Annotated in this window: 18 protein-coding genes and 5 tRNA genes; 4 read left to right on the top strand and 19 right to left on the bottom strand. The window is 37.4% G+C overall.

What is annotated here, in order from left to right:
* Positions 1 to 37: 37 nt before the first annotated feature.
* The 4 genes from HZL42_RS07950 to HZL42_RS07935 all read right to left on the bottom strand — a co-directional run bounded on the left by HZL42_RS07950 (position 38) and on the right by HZL42_RS07935 (position 2551).
* Positions 38 to 559, bottom strand: a complete 522-nt coding sequence (locus tag HZL42_RS07950; protein ID WP_219283120.1) for a GNAT family N-acetyltransferase — start codon at positions 557 to 559, stop codon at positions 38 to 40.
* 69 nt (positions 560 to 628) lie between these two features.
* Positions 629 to 1621 (bottom strand): DUF4097 family beta strand repeat-containing protein, encoded by a 993-nt coding sequence (locus HZL42_RS07945; RefSeq protein WP_219283119.1) that lies wholly within the window; start codon positions 1619 to 1621, stop codon positions 629 to 631.
* Between the two features lie 2 nt (positions 1622 to 1623).
* Positions 1624 to 2241: a DUF1700 domain-containing protein gene (locus HZL42_RS07940; RefSeq protein ID WP_219283118.1), complete on the bottom strand. Its 618-nt coding sequence runs from the start codon at positions 2239 to 2241 to the stop codon at positions 1624 to 1626.
* On the bottom strand, positions 2234 to 2551 hold the full coding sequence (locus HZL42_RS07935) for a PadR family transcriptional regulator (protein ID WP_219283117.1): 318 nt from the start codon (positions 2549 to 2551) through the stop codon (positions 2234 to 2236). The genes HZL42_RS07940 and HZL42_RS07935 overlap by 8 nt, the downstream gene beginning before the upstream one ends.
* Positions 2552 to 2717: 166 nt before the next feature.
* Between HZL42_RS07935 and HZL42_RS07930 the strand changes: the two genes are divergently transcribed.
* Positions 2718 to 4079 (top strand): glutamate--cysteine ligase, encoded by a 1362-nt coding sequence (locus HZL42_RS07930; protein WP_219283116.1) that lies wholly within the window; start codon positions 2718 to 2720, stop codon positions 4077 to 4079.
* Between the two features lie 99 nt (positions 4080 to 4178).
* The gene (locus HZL42_RS07925) at positions 4179 to 4748 is read left to right on the top strand and encodes a hypothetical protein (RefSeq protein WP_219283115.1); all 570 of its coding nucleotides are present in this window, start codon (positions 4179 to 4181) and stop codon (positions 4746 to 4748) included.
* A 40-nt stretch (positions 4749 to 4788) separates the two neighbouring features.
* On the opposite strand, the gene HZL42_RS07920 is transcribed toward HZL42_RS07925, so the two are convergent.
* The 8 genes from HZL42_RS07920 to HZL42_RS07885 all read right to left on the bottom strand — a co-directional run bounded on the left by HZL42_RS07920 (position 4789) and on the right by HZL42_RS07885 (position 8336).
* On the bottom strand, positions 4789 to 4944 hold the full coding sequence (locus HZL42_RS07920; protein ID WP_219283113.1) for a hypothetical protein: 156 nt from the start codon (positions 4942 to 4944) through the stop codon (positions 4789 to 4791).
* A 217-nt stretch (positions 4945 to 5161) separates the two neighbouring features.
* Positions 5162 to 5902 (bottom strand): hypothetical protein, encoded by a 741-nt coding sequence (locus tag HZL42_RS07915; protein ID WP_219283112.1) that lies wholly within the window; start codon positions 5900 to 5902, stop codon positions 5162 to 5164.
* 89 nt (positions 5903 to 5991) lie between these two features.
* A tRNA-Gln gene (locus HZL42_RS07910) sits at positions 5992 to 6063 on the bottom strand.
* 6 nt (positions 6064 to 6069) lie between these two features.
* Positions 6070 to 6141 (bottom strand) — tRNA-Lys (locus tag HZL42_RS07905).
* Positions 6142 to 6144: 3 nt separating this feature from the next.
* Positions 6145 to 6217, bottom strand: a tRNA-His gene (locus HZL42_RS07900).
* Between the two features lie 18 nt (positions 6218 to 6235).
* Positions 6236 to 6306, bottom strand: a tRNA-Trp gene (locus HZL42_RS07895).
* 7 nt (positions 6307 to 6313) lie between these two features.
* Positions 6314 to 6396: transfer RNA gene (locus HZL42_RS07890), tRNA-Tyr, on the bottom strand.
* Between the two features lie 155 nt (positions 6397 to 6551).
* The gene (locus tag HZL42_RS07885) at positions 6552 to 8336 is read right to left on the bottom strand and encodes a pectate lyase-like adhesive domain-containing protein (protein ID WP_219283110.1); all 1785 of its coding nucleotides are present in this window, start codon (positions 8334 to 8336) and stop codon (positions 6552 to 6554) included.
* A 167-nt stretch (positions 8337 to 8503) separates the two neighbouring features.
* Here HZL42_RS07885 and HZL42_RS07880 point away from each other — a divergent pair, with 167 nt between their 5' ends.
* Positions 8504 to 9016, top strand: coding sequence for a hypothetical protein (locus HZL42_RS07880; protein ID WP_219283109.1), 513 nt, complete (start codon positions 8504 to 8506; stop codon positions 9014 to 9016).
* A gap of 64 nt (positions 9017 to 9080) precedes the next feature.
* Here the strand turns inward: HZL42_RS07880 and HZL42_RS07875 are convergent, their stop codons facing one another.
* From HZL42_RS07875 to HZL42_RS07845, 7 genes are all read right to left on the bottom strand, one after another.
* A complete protein-coding gene (locus HZL42_RS07875) occupies positions 9081 to 9944 on the bottom strand; it encodes a transporter substrate-binding domain-containing protein (RefSeq protein ID WP_219283108.1) in 864 nt (287 codons plus the stop codon).
* 29 nt (positions 9945 to 9973) lie between these two features.
* The gene (locus HZL42_RS07870) at positions 9974 to 10663 is read right to left on the bottom strand and encodes an amino acid ABC transporter permease (RefSeq protein WP_219283107.1); all 690 of its coding nucleotides are present in this window, start codon (positions 10661 to 10663) and stop codon (positions 9974 to 9976) included.
* An 18-nt stretch (positions 10664 to 10681) separates the two neighbouring features.
* Positions 10682 to 11347: an amino acid ABC transporter permease gene (locus tag HZL42_RS07865; RefSeq protein WP_219283106.1), complete on the bottom strand. Its 666-nt coding sequence runs from the start codon at positions 11345 to 11347 to the stop codon at positions 10682 to 10684.
* 11 nt (positions 11348 to 11358) lie between these two features.
* Entirely contained in the window at positions 11359 to 12105 is a 747-nt protein-coding gene (locus tag HZL42_RS07860) for an amino acid ABC transporter ATP-binding protein (RefSeq protein ID WP_219283105.1), read from the bottom strand.
* The gene (locus HZL42_RS07855; protein WP_219283104.1) at positions 12105 to 13166 is read right to left on the bottom strand and encodes a uroporphyrinogen decarboxylase family protein; all 1062 of its coding nucleotides are present in this window, start codon (positions 13164 to 13166) and stop codon (positions 12105 to 12107) included. The genes HZL42_RS07860 and HZL42_RS07855 overlap by 1 nt, the downstream gene beginning before the upstream one ends.
* Positions 13167 to 14201 carry a uroporphyrinogen decarboxylase family protein gene (locus HZL42_RS07850; RefSeq protein ID WP_219283103.1) on the bottom strand — a complete coding sequence of 345 codons (1035 nt, stop codon included), beginning with the start codon at positions 14199 to 14201 and terminating at the stop codon, positions 13167 to 13169.
* A 362-nt stretch (positions 14202 to 14563) separates the two neighbouring features.
* Entirely contained in the window at positions 14564 to 15235 is a 672-nt protein-coding gene (locus HZL42_RS07845; RefSeq protein ID WP_219283102.1) for a hypothetical protein, read from the bottom strand.
* Between the two features lie 161 nt (positions 15236 to 15396).
* Here HZL42_RS07845 and HZL42_RS07840 point away from each other — a divergent pair, with 161 nt between their 5' ends.
* Positions 15397 to 15960 (top strand): hypothetical protein, encoded by a 564-nt coding sequence (locus HZL42_RS07840; protein ID WP_219283101.1) that lies wholly within the window; start codon positions 15397 to 15399, stop codon positions 15958 to 15960.
* Positions 15961 to 15999 lie beyond the last annotated feature (39 nt).

The raw sequence follows: 15999 nt of genomic DNA, 5'->3' as shown, positions 1-15999 counted from the left end.
TAACAGTATTATAAACGCCTGGGTCTGACTATCCATATTATTCAGCAATCCGTTTCCCTAAGATGTTTAAGCTCCGTTGTTTTCCATCCATAAGGGCAACATCAGGCATATGTCCCCAATCTTCATACCCATTTTTATGAAACAGGTGTAAACTCGGTTCATTATGAGCAAAAATGAAGGCAACAATGGTTTTAACTCCTAATCTTGCTGCCACTTTTTCAGCATGTTTAACAGCAGCATTCCCAATTCCCTTATGTTGAAAATTATTATCAATATAGATACTAATTTCAACCGTTTCATTATATGCCGGACGACCATAAAAGCTACTTAAGCTTAGCCACCCTGCTCGATCATCATCGTAATTAATCATTAATAACGGTCGATGCTCGGGGGTGTGCTGCTTAAACCAATCGATTCGATCCCCTACGGACACCGGTTCTAAGTCAGCAGTTGCCATTCGACCAGGAATTGATTCGTTGTAAACATCCACGATGTAAGGTAAGTCTGATCTTGTTGCAGGATTAAATTCAATATCAATATTATGCGCATCTAAGTCCATGTTAGAAAACCTCCTATGGGATTAATAATTTAATTATAATCAAAACGGATGCAAAATGCATTTTTTTAATTATCCATTGGCAATGGAAATATCACCATTATCATTTTTAAAACTGTAAATTTTATTTCCATTAAATGATTGAATATCTTGATCAATAGTAACTTTACCATTACTAGTTTTTCCAACAATTCTAGCATTATCAGATTTGCTTGCTTTACCAATAATATTCCCGTTTTCACTTTCAGCAGTAAAACCCCTATTAATTAATTGATGGGTAAATAAAATGTCACCATTATCATTTTTAACCTTTAAGGTATTCCAAGTGTTACTACCTAAATTAATTTGACCATTTTCGTTGGTAATTTCACCAGTACTATAATCAATAATATTATTATTTAGGGTAATATTTCCATTTTCATTATTAACGCCTAGTGAGGAAAAGTGATTATTTTCAATCATAATCCTACCATCGGAAGTATCTAATTCACTAGGGTGCACTTTAAATGAACTGTGCTTTACTTTAATGTCACCATAATCAGAATCAACATGCAAACTACCAGCATTAACGTTGGTTAAGTTCACTGATCCATTTCCAGATAACCTCAAAGCATTATTAACTTTAATTCCATTCATTATTAGTGACGTAGAATCTTGATAATAATTAGTTAATGATACGCCCTTTGGAATTGTAATTGTAATCTTTGTAGTATACATTGCAGTTCCCAGTCCAATTAAATTAAATGAGTTTCTAGCATGATGCTTACTCGAAACAATTAGTTCGCCATTTTTTACATAATAATTATTTTGGCTTCCCTTTGAATTTTTTGCAGTTACTTTATACTCATCACCATATTTAACCACAACAGCCGCATTGGATTTAATTTTAATTCTATCAAATGATGATAACTTTTTTGAGTATGAAGGACCGTATTCATCACTTTGAATCTTTCTAAATTCAAGTAACATTTTATTTGGATTGAATCCTACCATCGAAAAAGAAATCGTCGCAATAATGACCCCAATGATTAGTGAACTTAACCCAAGAATTGTAACTTTCTTCAATATTATCCCCTCCTCTTTTCTGCATTATTCCTTCTAACTGTTTTTTTATATAGAGAAATACTAACTGATTTAATCAATTTCATTAGTAATCTCGCTATACCAACGGTAAATGGAATTAATAGTATGGATATTCCAAGTGAAGCTAGGCTTAATCCAAATAATAAAAGACTAACTATTAGATGATTCATTAGATTTGTTATTGACCAGAAAACTACAATAAAAAAGGATCCAATCCCAGAAACGATAATTGCACCCAACGTTAATAAAATAGCAATTGCTATAATTAACATTGCGATAATTAATATAATGACGGCCCCAGTAATCGGGATCCATACTGGTGAACCTAAGATAGCTATAATAATTAGCCAAATAGTCATTGTAGAATTAGTATTATCATGTTCATTATATTTAGTTGAATCACTATGTTCTGTGTTAATTGATTCATCAGCTAGAATTTTATTAGCAAGTGCCCTTGGGGTTCCTAGTTCACTCACACATGCATCATAGTTATTAAAGTTACCATCAATCAGGTACTCACGATAGTATTCAATAGTATCTGCTAAATCTGATTTATTTAGTCTTGTTAGATATCCAGCTAGCTCATCGATATATTTATTCAATTTCTTCACTTCCCATTAAGTTATTTATCCCCGTTTTAAATTCATTCCAGTCAGAACGGATTTGTTTTAAATGTTCAATTCCTGAATCAGTAATTTTGTAGTAACGTCGGTTGCGACCCTTATAAGGTTGATCATAAGTTGTTACTAAACCATCTTTTTTTAATCGTCTCATCACTGGATACATTGTAGAATTAGAGACTGAAATTGATTTTTGAACTCGTTTAGTGATTTCATATCCGTAATAATCCTCATTATCAAGTAATCCTAAAACACAACCATCTAGAAGGTCAGAGCTAATTTTAATCGCCATTTTACCACCCCATATTATATAACATATATAGTATATGATATATAATATAATAAATCAAATTGTAGAATAAAAACGTGTCTTTTGGGGCTTATTCGTGGTATGGTATTTACAATTTAGTAATTACATATAGTTAGTGATTATTAAAGTACGTAAGGAAGTGATTAACTTGTTAAGTAAAATTGGGAATAAAATCATTGATCATCACTTAGTTAATTCCCTCTTAAATGTTTCCATGGGAATTGAAATTGAACGGATGCGCTCAGACCAAAGTGGAAATATGAAATTAACTCCCCATCCTGATGGCGCAGGCAGTCCATTCACTAATCCATGGATTACTAAGGATTACTTAGAATCAATGACTGAAATTGTTACCCCAGCATTAAATGATTTGGATTCCCTCCATTTTGACTATGCTTTAACTAGGGTCCTAAGAAGGGTTCTTCCAGACGGCGAGCTATTATGGCCGCTTTCCATGCCAGCGATCCTGCCTAAAAAGAAGGATAAATCACTTCTGGCAATTGAACCACCCGAAAAGCAGGCGTACTTTGAAAGTATCTGCGAAAGATACGGGATTACTAGGGGTGCCCCATGTGGAGTTCACATTAACTTCAGTATTGAAGACGCTGTCCTAGAATGTTTAGTTAATAATTCAGATGCTGAATTAGCTGATATCGTAACGGTTAGAAATAATATTTATCCCAATATCGCCCAAGGATTCATCAAATACCGCTGGTTACTAACATATCTTTTTGGTGCAAGCCCCGTTGCTCAGCAAAATTACTTTGATAAAGTGGCTGGCCCCGAGAAACCAATTAGAAGTATTCGCCAAAGTCACTTTGGGTTTATTGATTCCTTTGATGTTGATTACTCAAGTGTTGATAAGTACGTTGATAAGATTCTGACTGCCTTTGAAAATGGCGAAATTGCGGGAGTTGCAGAATTTCACGGTTCCGTTCGGTTTAGAGGTGGTAAAGAATTAGATGCTTTAAAAACAGATGGGGTAAAGTACCTAGAACTACGGATGTTTGATTTAGATCCAACCGAAGATGTTTCAATCAAGACAACCACCCTTCGATTTGTTCGATTGTTGATTGCCTATTTCATGATGACCGATGGTGACAAATTAAGTGGCGACATCATTAAACAACTAGATGAAGCCGATCAGAAAAACGATCGCGTTGCACTTGAATCACCAGATGAACATTGTGAATACGAAAATGAAGCAAAAGCCTTGATCAATAACCTCCGTTCATTCACTAACCAGCTGGAATTGGGTCCTGAATACCTTGAAGTCATTGATATGGTAACGGATTGGATTGACCACCCTACTCATACCATCAGCGGTCAATTACTCCCCCAAATTAAGGATAATTCACTATTGGAATATGGGCTAAAGCAAGCTAATCGATTCCAATCAGATGCCCTAGCCGGAAAATATGTATTTAATGGTTTTAAAACTGGTGACGGGAAGTTATCAGTATCAGAACTCAAACAGGATTTATTTAACGGTATATGGGATGCTAAGTAATAATTACTTTTAAGGATTAGTTGAGAATTTTTAAAGACCATTAAAATTGTCTTACTATTGTGATATTATATAGAAAAATTTAGCAATAGGAGTACTGACATGAACCAAAATAATGGATTTGAAACTCGAGAAGAACTACATCGAAGTCGGCGCCGCTCGATGGAATCCGGTGACCAAAATCAATCTTATGAAAACAATCCCAATGGTGCCCAAAACAACCCAGTTCCTAAAAGCAAAAAACATCATTATGGTAGATGGATTGCTGGAATTATTGCGGTATTATTAGTAATTGGAATCTTTAGTGTTAGCCATCAGATTAACGAATTGAGCAATACCCAAAGAAAAACCGATACTACATTAGATAAAGTAATTAAAAATCAAGGGGAACAACTTGCTAAGAGTAAAATTCCAACTGAAGTTCGCCCACAGGTAATTAAAATTATTCAAAGCACCCCACTAAGTGAACTACAAAGGGCTGCAAACGATCAAGCACTATTTAATCAAATTGCAACTCAAAATCAAATTCCACAAAGTTATATTCAAGAGGCTCAAAACGAGTGGTTTAAAGCCGATAACCAGGAATTAAGAAATGCAATTGCGACTGGTAATTTATTACAGGCGTATAATGATTTTAAAAATAGTAGTAGTAGCACTTCCAGTAGTAACTAAAAAATTCTCAGTCATGAACATGATGGCTGAGAATTTTTTGTTATTTACGACTTTTTAGGTCGTTCACTTCTTGTTCTAATTTAGTAATCCGTTGGTTTAAATCATCATTACTAGAATTACCTGTATTACGGTGCTTATCAACTGCAATTAAGGTTCCACAAATGATTGCAATAATGGCAATTATTGATCCCCACATACTTCTAACCCCCTAATTTATTTAATAACTAAATTTTAGTATAATTTGAAGCCGATGTGAAAAATTTTGTTGTGAATTAGTCCTATATATCTATTTATCTATAGCTATATTTATCTATAGCTATATTTATCTATATATCTATAATTCTATAGTTCTATAAATCTATAGTTCTATAAATCTATAGTTCTATTTTAGTCTTTTTATTTAAAGGAACACACTACTTTGAAATGATTGAATCATGATTACTTCTTAAAATGTTCTGAATCGATTGATCAAGCTGATTTAGCAACTTTTTTGTTTCTCTTAACGCAAGAATTTCAGCATTTAAATTGGTACTAAATTTGGTATTGAAATCATCAATAAGCGTTTTTTTATCTTTTCCGTTACTGAATAATTTATTAATTTCACGATAGGCTACTACTAGCTTACGATTGCTATCAAATAAGTTATTAATAACCTGGTCAACTTGATCAATTTCCTTTTCGTTGATATCTAATGACATTAACCGATTCCTGGAAAAACTATAGAAACTTGCAAATTGATTTGCATCAAAGCTATCAATAAAATTTTGCGTATAATCTTTAATCCCCGTAAATTGATGGTTTTGATCAAAGTAACGGTTGATAACCTTTACCCTTCTTCCATAGTCCAGCGAAACATTTTTAATGTGGTATAAATCGTTTAGCAATGAATTGAGCATTTGATAGTGTTCAATAAACAAGGAGTTATTTAAACTATCCAACCGCTCTGTTTTAATTTGCATTCTCGTAATAATTACTGTTCCAATAACAGCAACAATCGATCCTAAATAACTACCAATAAACGTAAGCCAAATATCTGGTGAAGTTTCTCTAGGAAAAATAAAGTGTAAAACAATCAAGGGACCCAATATGAATCCGCCAATTATAAGAATGTAAATAATGGTGTTCAATAAAAATTTTTTAATTTTTTGTTTCAATTATTATCACTCCTGGTTTTTTTAATTCCAAATAAACAAAAAAACGACTAACAAATAATGTTAGTCGTATCTATCTTTAGCCATATTGATTGGGCTAGCTGGGTTCGAACCAGCGCATCACGGGATCAAAACCCGTTGCCTTACCACTTGGCTATAGCCCATTAATATGAGTTGTGATGGATATGAACCACCATCTCCTGAATAAAGAGTCCAGGGCTTTACAATTAAGCTAACAACTCGAGGGCGGTATGTGGGAATCGAACCCACGCGTGTCGGATCCACAAACCGATGTGTTAACCACTTCACCAATACCGCCAAGACTTCATATCATTACAGGGATAGTAGGAATTGAACCCACATCAACGGTTTTGGAGACCGGTATTCTACCTTTGAACTATATCCCTATAACTATGGAGGGGAGTGGATTCGAACCACCGAACCCGAAGGAGCGGATTTACAGTCCGCCGCGTTTAGCCAGACTTCGCTACCCCTCCGAAATCTGTTTGATATATATATCAAAACAACAATATATATGATATCTAATTCTTATAAATTAGTCAACCCTTTTTTGTTTTATTTTGGTTAAAGTAACTTAAAACTGATAACTAAGAAGATATGTATCCAGATAACGTAATTATCTGGAACCCTTTTATCTAATGATTAGGAGGTTTTTAGCACGACTTACCAAGTATCCTGATGAAATCTGATAAACCGCCTTTCCATTTTGGTTCTTTAGTTGCTTTAATACGCGGTATTTTTGATTTAATTTTAACTTTGCCTTTGGGTTTAAAGTCGCTTTGTTAAGGCTTGCTTTACGGTATAACTTAACATTTTTTAATTTCTTGATCTTAATGTATTTAGTTCGCTTTGTTTGTTGCTGACTTTCACTAGTACCTGGAGCTTTCTTTTTGATGGACCCTTTGCTAGAATCAGTAGCTTTTGAACCACTCTTCTTAAGATCATTGTTAGATTTGCGATTCAATGGGTTTGAACTACTACTGAAAACCGATTGTGAACCAGCTTCACTAGTTGCTGACTGGGATTGACTAATCGTAGTCGTATCAGAACCAACAACGCTAACTGCAGGATTTATACTTTGACTTGAAACTGCAGTTGAAGTTTTACCTTCGATTTCTGGATATCGTTGTCTAATTGATGGATAGTAGGTAGCAGCCAACGATGGGGCTCCGAAAATATTTGGTGTTGGTGCTAAAATATTTGCATTAGAACTAGTGGTTGCAGTTTGGTTGTGAATTGAATTAGAAACGGCGCTACCGTTACTGGTTGTAGAAGTGGATTCACTACTTACAGAAGCTGATCCTGAACTGTTACTCAACGAAGTGGTTGTTGATTCCGCGCTATTCGCTGGAGTGCCACTTGAACTTACCGCTGATGACGCTTCAGCACTACTAGGAGCTGTTGAACTAGCGGAAGCGGCATTGTTTTCAGGACTGGATTCTTCACTGCTTACTGATGATGCTTCAGCACTACTAAGAGCTGTTGAACTAGCGGAAGCGGTATTACTTTCAGAACTGGATTCTTCACTGCTTACTGATGATGACGCTTCAGCACTACTAGGAGCTGTTGAACTAGCGGAAGCGGCATTGTTTTCAGGACTGGATCCTTCACTGCTTACCACTGTTGATGCTTCGGCACTACTAGGAGCTGTTGAACTAGCGGAAGCGGCATTACTTTCAGGACTGGATCCTTCACTGCTTACTGATGATGACGCTTCAGCAATGTTGCTTGCGGCAGAGCTAGTTGGTAGCACTTCGCTACTAGGGGTACTAATTTCAACATTTGCTGATGATTCCGAAACGTTATTGGCAGTTGAATTACTTCCACTATCGGTTTGAGCGACCGTTTTAAATTCAACCGTTGTAGTTGGGTTATATTCTTGATTAATAACCTCACTGCCACTAAATTCAGTATTTAATAGTTTGATGGTCAAAGACGATTCTTTAACCTGTTCTAGATTAAATACCCCGTTGATACTGGTTCCAGATAGTTGGCCGTTATTAAAGACTAAATTCATAGGAAGTAATGACGAGATACTTATCTGAATGCTACCAAAGTTTAATTGGTTCCCGTTCAAATGAATGTTTAAGTCTCTTCCCGGAATTAAAATTCGATTCGAACGAGTAGAAATGCTACTAGCATCTAAAACTAGTTGATTAATATTAACCCCGGTTAAATCAACACTGCGGTTTAAGTTAACCACTTTAATTGCAGGGTTCATAAGTGCCTTTATCAGCTCTTGATATGAGCTCACACTAGTATTTTCATAACTAGCATAAACTGCTGCATTCACAACGGACGGGGTCGTTAATTGATACCCTAGTGCAGTTGCAAACACAACCGCAGTTGAAAATACTACCCAACTCTTCTTTACCTTTCGTAACTTTTTCTTTTCATTATCTTTTTGATTAAACATATTGTTTAACACCTCCGTTAATATATATATTCGCTAATCAACGGGTTTATTTTTTTATTTTTAGAATAAGTTGAAATTTTTAGTCCTTTTAAGAAAATATGATAATATAAAATTAGTAGCATTTAGTGTTAATTCAAATTATTTCATTAATAGAGAGGGTTTTTAACTTGAATCAAAATCAAACCGCCTTAACCGAAATCAAAGCATTGCGCGATCAAGCACAAGCCAACAGCGAAACCAAAAATTACTACTATGAAGATGTTTCACTATTAATTCAATTCCTAGAGCTATGGGCAAATCCTGATGAAGAAAAGCAATTTGATCAACCTGACCAAAAGCTAATTGATGAATACCTAACAGCATTAATTCAAAAATTCATCCCCGAATACAAAGCCGTCCTTGCAAACTTTGATTCTGACCAAAACCTCCAAAGTGCTGATTTACTCCACTTAACCCCCAAGGATAATATGGCCAATTTAAACGACTACGTTCAAATCGAACAGTACGTTAATAACCAATTAACCCCTAACGCAATTATCGATGATATTCAAAACGTTGATCAACCAGTTGCTGATTTAATCCATCATGAAGAGTTACCAGCCTATGCTGAAAAGTTAAACTGGCTGGAACTATTCCTTTTAATCAACGCAATTGCTTACCACCACTGGTTTAATAAGTAAATCAAACTAAAAAGAACTTGATTTCGAATTATTTATCGAAACTAAGTTCTTTTTTAATTAATAATTATCCCTTTGGATTAGCAAAGTTCTTTTCAGCTCCTGGCAACTTGAACGTATCTTCACCTAACCACTTTTTAGCCAGTTTGTTTAGATATCCGCTCGCTTTTAACTTCTTAAGTTCCTTATTGATGGCTTGGACTAATTGCTTATTCTTATCGCTCTTATTAGCAATGAAGTAATCATTCTTAACCCCAACTGACTTAGAGACCGTTAATCCCTTAGCACCACCGGCATTTTTAACCCCAATGAATGCTTGGTATGGGTAAAAGACGGCATCAAATTCCTTTTGTTGCAACTGCTTTAGGGCATCCCCAGATGTAACATCCCCGATTGCTTGCAAGTTCACCTTTTCCTTAGGGTGTTCCTTGTTATACTGTTCAACAAAGTTGTATCTAGCATCATCACTAGAGATTGGTGCTAACTTAAGGTTCCTCTTAGCAATGTCACTGAATCCGGTAATTTGCTTTTCGTCGGAACGGTAAACCAATCTCAGATCAGCAACCCCGGTTGGGTTAGAGAAGAGGTACTTTTGGGCCCGTTGTTTTGAATACCAGAATCCAGATGATGCAATGTCGTACTTACCGGATTCTAGACCAACGAAGACTGAGTTTTGCGAAGTGGTGGAGTACTTAAATTTGTATTGTGGGAGGGCTTGATCAATTTTTCTAAAAAGTTCGCCATCGTAACCACCAATTTTATTCCCGTCGGAATAGGTATAGGGACGATCGTCAGCCACTCCCGCAACGTTGATCACTTGAACGTGATTCTTAGATGCAGACTGTGACTTCTGACTAAATACGTGGGCGGCACCAATTACTACGACCACCGCTGCAATAATTCCAGTGTAGATATAAGCTTTTTTTGACATATGAATCGCTCCAAACTAAATTATAATTTTTATGCAAATACACGTTGCTTGATTTTAGCCTCTAAAATCAGAAGCAATTTAGCAAATATGAAACAAACCACTAGGTAGATGACTAATGCATCTAAATATGCTTCTAAGTAATTAAAACCAAATGACGCTAAAATATTGGCTTTCCCCATCACTTCAATGATTCCAATGTTATACACCAACGCCGTATCCTTAATTAAATCTAAAAATATATTCGAAAAATTCGGAATAAAATTAGGAACCAATTGGGGGAAAACGATTCGCTTAACTGCTTCATAGGGGGTTAATCCGACCGCAATTGCAGCATCGTATTGCGATCGATCGACCGAATGGTAAGCCGATCGAATCGACTCTGATAGGTTCGCAGCTGCGTTTAGTGCAAACGCAACCACCCCAATCAACATGCTGGGGAGGACCAAACCGCTCCCCTTACCGTGTTGAACAAAGTAGTACAAGAGCCTAGGCAGGCCATAGTAAACAATGTAGATTTGAACGATGATCGGAATGCCACGGAATAACGAAACCAATAGGCTCAAAATGGGGGAAAGAACCGGGATCCGTTTCTCACGACCGATGGCAACGCCCACCGCTAACACTAATCCCAGGAGTGCCCCTAGGATTGAAATGAATAGCGTAATTGGCAGCACCGATAATAACTTAGGAAACGAATTAATCATAAAGTTAAAGTCCATCTTAAAGTTCCCTCCCTTCTAGATATAGGTATTTTTCTTAATGTACAGTTTAAATAGGTATTCGAAGAAAATCGTAATTAGCCAGTAAATTAGGCCTAGCACAATGAAGATCTGTAACTGAAACACCCCTTGATGCACATTGGCCAGGTTAGTGGCATTGCGATACATATCTGAAATTCCAATTACATACACCAATGAGGAAGCCTTTAAGAAATCAAGGAACATATTTTGAATGTTCGGCAGGGCAATTTGAAATACCTGTGGTAAGATGATTTCCTTTAACACGTCCTTACGTTGCATCCCCACAGCATAAGCGGCTTCAAATTGACTCTGGTCCACGGATTCAAAGGCGGCGCGGAATACTTCACCCATGTAGCCACCGAAGCCTACCGCTAAGCCGAAAATTGCAAAGAGGTTCTTGCTCCAATCTTGAGCGTTAATCCCGACAAATTGTAATAGTTTCGGGAGTTCATAGTAGGATAACAATAACATCAGCAGTGGTGGCGTTCCCCGCGATAACCCAGTGTACAGCCTAGCCACCCCTCTTGAAACACGGTCATCTTGAAGTGATATCCACATCACGAGGAGTCCAATGATACTGGATAACAGAAAAGAAATCACTAGAATCAAAACGGTGTTGGGGAGGCCAGCTAGCAAACTCTTAATAATTACAAATAAATTCATCCCTAACCTCCTTAATGATCCTTAGATATCGCAGATAAGAACTGTTTGATTCGTTCGTTCTTGGGGTGGTCTAAAATATCTTCAGGGGATCCAAATGCTAAAACATTTCCGTCTTCAAAGAAAATCACCTTATTCGCAACCCGCCTAGCGAACGAAATTAAGTGGGTGACCACAATCATCGTTTGACCATTTCGAGCTAACTTATCAATATCATCAACTACGGTTCCCACTAATTCGGGATCTAGTGCCGAGGTGGGTTCATCGAATAAAATGATTTCAGGATCCAAAGCCGTTGCCCGGGCAATCCCAATTCTTTGTTGTTGTCCCCCGGATAACTGAGCGGGATAAAAATCCTGCTTATCCAATAACCCTACGGCAGCCAACTCCTTATTAGCCCGCTGGGTCGCTTGGTCCTTGCTAACGTTTCGCCCATAAATTAAACCTTCGGTAATGTTTTCCAATGCGGTCTTATTTTTAAACAGGGCGTAGTTTTGAAACACCATTGCAATTTTCCGTCTAATTTTTAACTTTTCAGCGGGGGTAACCTTACTAAAGTCGAGCTGGTCATCATTTAGTTTGAGGGTGCCGCTATCAGGCTGTTCTAATAGATTAATACTTTTCAAAAAAGTAGTTTTCCCAGAACCACTGGGGCCGATGATTGCAACCACGTCCCCCTTATCGATTTGTAGGTTAACCCCCTTTAAAACGGTCTTGTTATTGAATGATTTTTTCAAATTATCAACTTGTAAAAGCGCCATTACTTAACCCCCTGTCTCTTTAAGTATGAATGAGCAGCTTCGCTAGCCCATCGAATATGGTCTTCCGGAGTGTCGGCAGGAAGGGTACAATCAGCTCCGATAATTACGCCAGTTGTCCCCGCATCAGCAATTAGTTGGTCTACCTTAGCTTGAATTTGTTCCTGGCTACCACTGTAAAGGACGTCCTTAGCAGTGCTGCCCAATCCCCCTAGTACCACCTTATTATGAAATAGTTCCTTCCCAGCTGAGAGCGAGTACCCATCAATATCGGTCGCCCAGTTAACAACTGGGAGGTCATAATCAGTAAACCAGGGGAGGTGGTTTTCAGCCCCGTTGTGCCCACAGACGTGTAAGATGCCAAACTCAAAGTTAGCATTGATCACGTCAATTAGTTCTAGGTCCAGTTGCTTTTGAACGTCATTAAAGAACTGTTGATCAATTCGATCGTCTTGAATTTCCTGGGTGCTAAAGAATACGCCGTCAACTCCCGCTTGCTTACCAACCTTAATTTGTTTAATAATGTCTTGGTTAATGACCTTAAGGGCGTTGGTAACTACCTCGGGATGCTTAGTATACAAATCAGCAAAGACCTGGTTGGCAACGCTCGTGTCCTTTCCGGGACGGGTCAACGCTAATTCCCACTTCAGAACGGTTACGGCTGAAAATACGTTTGTAAACACTAGTCGGTCACTGTCAATTCCAGCAATTTGGTCGGTCACTAGTTGATATTGCTCCTGTAACCATTCGTTGTCAGAACTAATTGGTTCAATCTTGGAAAGTGATTCAGGATCATTAGGATCACTGACCCCCTGTAAATCGTAAGTAAAGTAACCATCGTCCATTAATTTTACAAAGTCAGAGTCGACTGCCTTTACGTATGCATGCTCTTTTTCGACATCATTTTTAAAAATGGTCGGGTCTAGCTTAGCGACCGTATGCGCATTGGGGTTAAAGTGATGCCAAACTGAAAATGGGACCTGTTCTTCTGATTCATCATTAAACGCTGCTAACACTGCTTTTCTAGTTAATGCCATTGAAATCACCTCATCTAATTTTGCCAATCAATCGTTTTGCTTGCGATCTTGATAAGTATGGGCCGCTTCTGCAGCCCACCTGATATTTTCAACTGGGGTTTTGCGGGGCACCGTACAATCAGAGCCAATAATTACGCCGGTAGTCCCCGATTCATCTAGAACTCGATCAACTGCAGATTGAATTTCTGCTTGGGTCCCGCTAAATAATACATCGTTAGTTGTATTTCCCAATCCGCCAAAAACGACCTTGTCCTTGAACAGTTGTTTGCCTTCCCCTAACGTGTACCCATCCACCTTTGTTGCCCAATTTACTACTGGTAAACTGTAGTCTACGAACCAGGGAAGGTGATTAGTGGCGCCATCGAATCCACAAATATGTAACACCCCAATGTCAAAATCCTGATTGATGGTTTCGATTAGCTCTGCATCAAGTGGTTTTTGCACCTTTTCAAAAAAATGTTCATCGATTCGATCATCTTGAATTTCTTGAGTGCTAAAGAACACCCCGTTGACTCCTGCTTGATGGCCAACTTCAATTTGCTTTTTGATATCTTGGTTGATTACCCGTAACGCATGAATCACTGTATCAGGATCCTTGGTATATAAATCAGCGAATCGTTTATCTCCTAATGCTAGTTCGGTACTTGGTAATCCGCGGACTAGTGACCACTTGAATAGTGAGACCGCTGAAAAGACGTTGCTGAGAATCACCTTATTTTGATTTAGACTGCTCAGTTGGTCTTCAAATAACTGCTTTTGATCAACCAACCAGGGATGGTCTGTACTAATCTCAGTTATTTTTTTCAAGGATGCTAAATCATTCGGATCCGATACGTTTTGAAACTGATAGGTAAAATAACCGTCGTCCATTAACTTAATGAAGTCCGGATCCACCGCATCCACAAACTGCGGTTCCTTTGCAACATCATTTTTAAAAATGGTGGGATCCTCACGGGCTTCAACATGTTCATCCGGATTAAAGTGATGCCAAACCGAAAATGGAACTGCAGATTCGTAATCATTCCCAAACGCCTTTAAAACTTCTTCGTTACTTAAACTCATGTAATCAACACCCTTCTAAATTTAACAACAAAAAAAGAGCCGCCAGCCCTTTAACACCGGGCGACGACTCTTTTCTAGCACAATTGAATTAAGATGATTGAAAAAATATAATTCAAATTTTATGTGCACCAAAAGGAGCTACCACACAGTGATAACTTACAGCTGCACATGCACATGTTTGAATTATATAAGTTCATAGTGGTAACTCCCCTTTCCTGTTTGTTATTGGGATTAATATTAGCACTCAAATTATAAAAGTCAACCCAAAAATTAATTTAAAATTAATTTAGATATAACCGAAAACTAATACAGGCCTTCAAAGTTAATCCTTTAACCCATCTAAAAAATAATTATTTTTTTAATTAGACCTGATCATTTTTACTAAAATTATGCTTTAAGTTCGGCAATATAATCCGATCCGCAACTTGAATCACCGGTCCCAATAAGAAAAATCCAACCACCGTGATGATTCCAATTGCATCTACCCGTCGTAAAATAATCGAGCAAATCGCAATTATAATTGCAATAATTCCCATATCTGCAAACTGCGCCTTAATGGCACTGCCTTTGAAGTACTTAAAGCGTAAAATATTGGTGGTATCATCATTCGGGTGCATTAAAATATTGGCCCGTTGGTAAACTGAAATTGCAATTCCAATCAATATAATTCCCAAAACCGATATTAATAAACTGAGCCATTCATTCACCCTAGTGATTCCTAATGCTAGGTTCAGCCGATTAAACATATCGATAAAATAACTAAAAAATAACATGTAAATGACCCCACTAACGATTCGCCACCAATCAAAGTGGCCAACCAAAAACTGGTTCAAAATGATGTTGGCAATTCCAAACATAAATAAAGTGACTGGAATTGTGATGTTAAACAACTGGTTAAATTCAACCGCAACCGCTGTCCAAATTCCGTTCCCATTGTTGGTCATAATTGTTAAACTGTTTCCATATGCATCAATAAAGAGTCCTGCAAAAAGTGCAAAGAGCCTCAGTCGCATTGAATTGTGACTCTGGTTCAAGTTAACCACCCCATTTAATTACTAACCCTTATTATATCAGAAACGTCAATTATAAATAACTAATTATAAATTATAAGTAATTTAATTAGCCGAAGTGCATAATGCGACTATTTGTGCTATTCTTATTAAAAATAATTAATTTCTGAAGGGAATCTTATACTATGAAAGATAAGAAACGGTTTATTCCACGTGGAAAGGCAGAATTGATTACGGTTATTTGCTTACTAATCGAAATTGTGGTTATCATGCCAATGGTAATTAGTAAGATTACTGAATTAGTTAATAATAATTCTACTCGCCTTCCAGGGCTCTGGGTCATTATTGATCTGGCGATCATTAACGTTATCTGGGTGGTTACCTGGTTGCTTGCGTATCGGTTTGCTAACCGCTACATCACTAAGGTGTTATCAACTAGAAACGTTGAAATGGGCTTGCTCGTGGTGGGGACCATTTACACATTAGAAACGGTGGTTCACAACAACTACGCACTAGTTGCCGTATTTTCAATTATTGCATATCTTAGCCTCTGGGCATGGTTCAACTATGTCTTTGCGCACCCAAATGAAAGCAACGAATTAATCAATAAGACTAATAACTTCATTCAAGAGCATAAACACCTGAACCGCAGTGAAGTGCAGGACCTAATCCACAAGAATAACCACGAGGTTATCGACTGGTTAGAAACCCACCTTCCTGAAAAAAAGGATTCTAAAGATCAAAAATAAGGCATCGCTAAAAGGGCGCCCGCACATTGAAAAGTGTAG

The organism is Lactobacillus sp. Sy-1 (assembly GCF_019303535.1).
GTDB lineage: Bacteria > Bacillota > Bacilli > Lactobacillales > Lactobacillaceae > Nicoliella.
Note: the sequence above shows the minus strand (reverse complement) of the source record. Positions and strands in the feature narration are given on the sequence as shown.

Excerpts from the sequence above, each read along its gene's own strand:
- HZL42_RS07870 (WP_219283107.1), bottom strand. The coding sequence starts at position 10,663 with ATGGACTTTAACTTTATGATTAATTCGTTTCCTAAGTTATTATCGGTG.
- HZL42_RS07950 (WP_219283120.1), bottom strand. The coding sequence starts at position 559 with ATGGACTTAGATGCGCATAATATTGATATTGAATTTAATCCTGCAACA.
- HZL42_RS07875 (WP_219283108.1), bottom strand. The coding sequence starts at position 9,944 with ATGTCAAAAAAAGCTTATATCTACACTGGAATTATTGCAGCGGTGGTC.
- HZL42_RS07920 (WP_219283113.1), bottom strand. The coding sequence starts at position 4,944 with ATGTGGGGATCAATAATTGCCATTATTGCAATCATTTGTGGAACCTTA.
- HZL42_RS07865 (WP_219283106.1), bottom strand. The coding sequence starts at position 11,347 with ATGAATTTATTTGTAATTATTAAGAGTTTGCTAGCTGGCCTCCCCAAC.
- HZL42_RS07885 (WP_219283110.1), bottom strand. The coding sequence starts at position 8,336 with ATGTTTAATCAAAAAGATAATGAAAAGAAAAAGTTACGAAAGGTAAAG.
- HZL42_RS07840 (WP_219283101.1), top strand. The coding sequence starts at position 15,397 with ATGAAAGATAAGAAACGGTTTATTCCACGTGGAAAGGCAGAATTGATT.
- HZL42_RS07860 (WP_219283105.1), bottom strand. The coding sequence starts at position 12,105 with ATGGCGCTTTTACAAGTTGATAATTTGAAAAAATCATTCAATAACAAG.
- HZL42_RS07850 (WP_219283103.1), bottom strand. The coding sequence starts at position 14,201 with ATGAGTTTAAGTAACGAAGAAGTTTTAAAGGCGTTTGGGAATGATTAC.
- HZL42_RS07935 (WP_219283117.1), bottom strand. The coding sequence starts at position 2,551 with ATGGCGATTAAAATTAGCTCTGACCTTCTAGATGGTTGTGTTTTAGGA.
- HZL42_RS07925 (WP_219283115.1), top strand. The coding sequence starts at position 4,179 with ATGAACCAAAATAATGGATTTGAAACTCGAGAAGAACTACATCGAAGT.